Raw genomic sequence first — 2,652 nt, forward strand, 5'->3', positions numbered from 1 at the left:
AATGGATGTGTCTATGAGAACATTACCTGACATGACGTGTCTGCTCCCATGTATCTTCAAACTGAAGTGTGCCCTCAAACCCCAGAATCTTTTCAATCTTCTTCAAGCGGATATATTCCTGGAGGGCAACGATGACAGTTTCTGTCTTAGTCCTGTGTTTTGAAATAGACATGGCATCCTGGATCAACTCCTCAGGTATGTTCAAAGTTGTCTTCATAATACCTCCATATTTACCTTAATTATATTTCTATAATATTAGTAATTGGATGTCTTGTCAACGGGGAATGGTTCTAAAAGGGGATGGATATTGTTGGTGTTACTTCAGGCAGGTAATGTACATCGCCTCTCAACAGGGATAAAATATATAAAAGGAGGTCATCAGGTGCATTAAATAATTCATTTCTCGGCTCACCACATAGCGTCTGTTCCTTATGGACAACTCTGAGTTTCTCCAAAAGGTGTAATCCGGTCTCGTTAGCATTTGTCTCTTCTATTGTTGATCCCATATTTTATTAGTATATAATGCTCTATTAATCCTTTCTTTAATTAAAAACAATTATACCATGATTAATAAAATCAAGAATTCAAGAGATTACTTAAGGGAAATATTCAGAAAACCTCATCCTGTGGAATCAAGGTTTCGGTACAAGGACATCCTATTTTTCTTAAGGTTTGCAAAACCCGTGTGGGGATTGGGAATAATCAGTATGGGTCTGATATTTGTTACGAGTGGTATAAATGCCTTGCTGCCTTTAGGCAGTAAAGTCCTGATAGATTTCATTATTATGAAAGAGGGGTTTAAAAAGGTTGAAGATTATTTGAAGTTACTTCACCTTGAGAAATTTATTGATCCCGCAAGATATTTCCTTGGCTCTCTGAATCTGATGATAATTACTGCATTGATACTCGGACTTATTATTGGCATAACCGGACTTCTTCAAAGATACCTGACCTTCAAGTTTCAACAGGAATCAGTCTTAAATATGCAGACGACATTATTTGATCATCTTTTGAGTTTTCCTCTGACGTTCTTTAAGGGAAAGCAGACGGGATATTTGATGTCAAGAGTTTCAGATGATATTAACAGAATACAACTGCTCTTTTCGTATAGTATACCTCAAATTACAAGCTCATTATTTTATCTGTCTTTCGGCATCATAATTCTTTTCACACTGAATATTAAACTATCTCTCATATTGATATGTGTCATCCCTTTTTATGTATTGATAAATTATTTTTTCGCAGGAAGGCTGCGGTCCATAAGCTGGCGTGATATGGAAAAGAGCGCAGGGTTGTCGGGGAATTTTCAGGAGGCTATATCAGGCATTGAATTAATAAAGTCCTTTGCTGCCGAGAAGAGAGAGGTCGGCAAGGTTTCAGCCACGCTGAGAAATGTTATGCGCACCCGAATGAAACATACTATACTTTCCTCAATCTCCAATTATACAATGAGCGGGTCGCGGCTTATACTCACGCTCCTGATAGTATGGCTCGGTGTCCATGAAAAGTCAAAAGGGACAATGACCGTTGGAGATTTTGTTGCTTTCACCACATACATACTGTTTCTCTCCAATTCAATGAATCAGCTTTCATCCTTTTTTATAATGCTGCAGCCTATCTTCGCTGCTATGCACAGGATAATGGAGATATTCCGGATGATTCCGGAGTTTGACAGCAACAGAAAATCAGGGGCTTTGATTAGACCTGAGAAAATCAGGGGGGAGATTGAATTCAAAGACGTATCTTTTGCCTATGAAGAAGACAGGCCGGCGCTTACGGATATCAGCTTTAAAGTCAATCCTGGCAACGTTATTGCTATTGTCGGCCACAGCGGCGCAGGAAAGACAACATTAATCAATCTGTTATTAAAGTTTTATTCACCAAAATCAGGGTCCATACTTTTGGATGGTAATGATTTGAAAGACATTGACCATCATTGGCTGAGGCACCAGATTGGAGTGGTCTCCCAGGAGACCTTCCTTTTCCACGATACGATTGAAAATAACATAAAGTACGGCAGACCATCAGCAACACGAGAAGAGGTTATAGCCGCCGCAAGAAAGGCTCATATCCACAATGACATTGAATCATTTCCCGGCAGGTATGATACAAAGGTCGGAGAAAGGGGCTCAACCCTGTCAGTAGGGCAGAAGCAGAGAATTTCCATAGCCCGGGCCTTCTTAAAAGACCCGAAAATACTAATCTTTGACGAATCAACCTCAGCGCTTGATGCAGAGACAGAAGGATTGATTAAAGACTCGTTTAATGAATTGATCAAAGACCGCACAACTTTTATTATATCGCACCGAAAGTCAGTAGTTGACTCTGCAGACAAAATAGTTGTTCTTGATAAGGGGAGGATAATATGAAGGTTAATCGGTTCAGAGTGCCTTCAGTTTAGCCAGCCTCACGCACGCCTCTTCCAGCTCATTATCTCTCTTGGCAAAACAAAGGCGAATCAGGTTGCTGCCCTGAGGGCCATTAAAGAAAGCCTCTCCGGGCACACCGGCAACACCGGTCTTTGTAAGGAGGTGCATCGCCTTCTCCCTGCCTGTATCACCCGGCAAGCGGGATACATCGGCAAGTACATAGTAGGCACCCTGGGGGATATGCGGTGTTAGACCGGCCTTTTGCAGAACCCCGCAAATAAGG

4 protein-coding genes are annotated in these 2,652 nt (G+C 41.1%); 1 reads left to right on the plus strand and 3 read right to left on the minus strand.

The genetic code is table 11. The features are described 5' to 3' along the window. Nucleotides 1-22: 22 nt before the first annotated feature. Both IT392_08390 and IT392_08395 read right to left on the minus strand, forming a co-directional pair. The gene (locus IT392_08390; protein ID MCC6544503.1) at nt 23-217 is read right to left on the minus strand and encodes a type II toxin-antitoxin system VapB family antitoxin; all 195 of its coding nucleotides are present in this window, start codon (nt 215-217) and stop codon (nt 23-25) included. A 73-nt stretch (nt 218-290) separates the two neighbouring features. Next, on the minus strand, nt 291-506 hold the full coding sequence (locus IT392_08395; GenBank protein ID MCC6544504.1) for a hypothetical protein: 216 nt from the start codon (nt 504-506) through the stop codon (nt 291-293). Nucleotides 507-707: 201 nt separating this feature from the next. Between IT392_08395 and IT392_08400 the strand changes: the two genes are divergently transcribed. Beyond that, nucleotides 708-2,369, plus strand: coding sequence for an ABC transporter ATP-binding protein (locus IT392_08400; protein ID MCC6544505.1), 1,662 nt, complete (start codon nt 708-710; stop codon nt 2,367-2,369). A gap of 12 nt (nt 2,370-2,381) precedes the next feature. Here IT392_08400 and IT392_08405 read toward each other — a convergent pair. Next, a partial coding sequence (locus IT392_08405; GenBank protein ID MCC6544506.1) for an aminotransferase class I/II-fold pyridoxal phosphate-dependent enzyme occupies nt 2,382-2,652 on the minus strand: 271 nt, incomplete at its 5' end.

The sequence above is a fragment of the Nitrospirota bacterium genome (assembly GCA_020846775.1).
GTDB lineage: Bacteria > Nitrospirota > 9FT-COMBO-42-15 > HDB-SIOI813 > HDB-SIOI813 > RBG-16-43-11.

Coding starts and splice junctions, on each gene's coding strand:
- IT392_08400 (MCC6544505.1), top strand. CDS start 708: ATGGGTCTGATATTTGTTACGAGTGGTATAAATGCCTTGCTGCCTTTA.
- IT392_08395 (MCC6544504.1), bottom strand. CDS start 506: ATGGGATCAACAATAGAAGAGACAAATGCTAACGAGACCGGATTACAC.
- IT392_08390 (MCC6544503.1), bottom strand. CDS start 217: ATGAAGACAACTTTGAACATACCTGAGGAGTTGATCCAGGATGCCATG.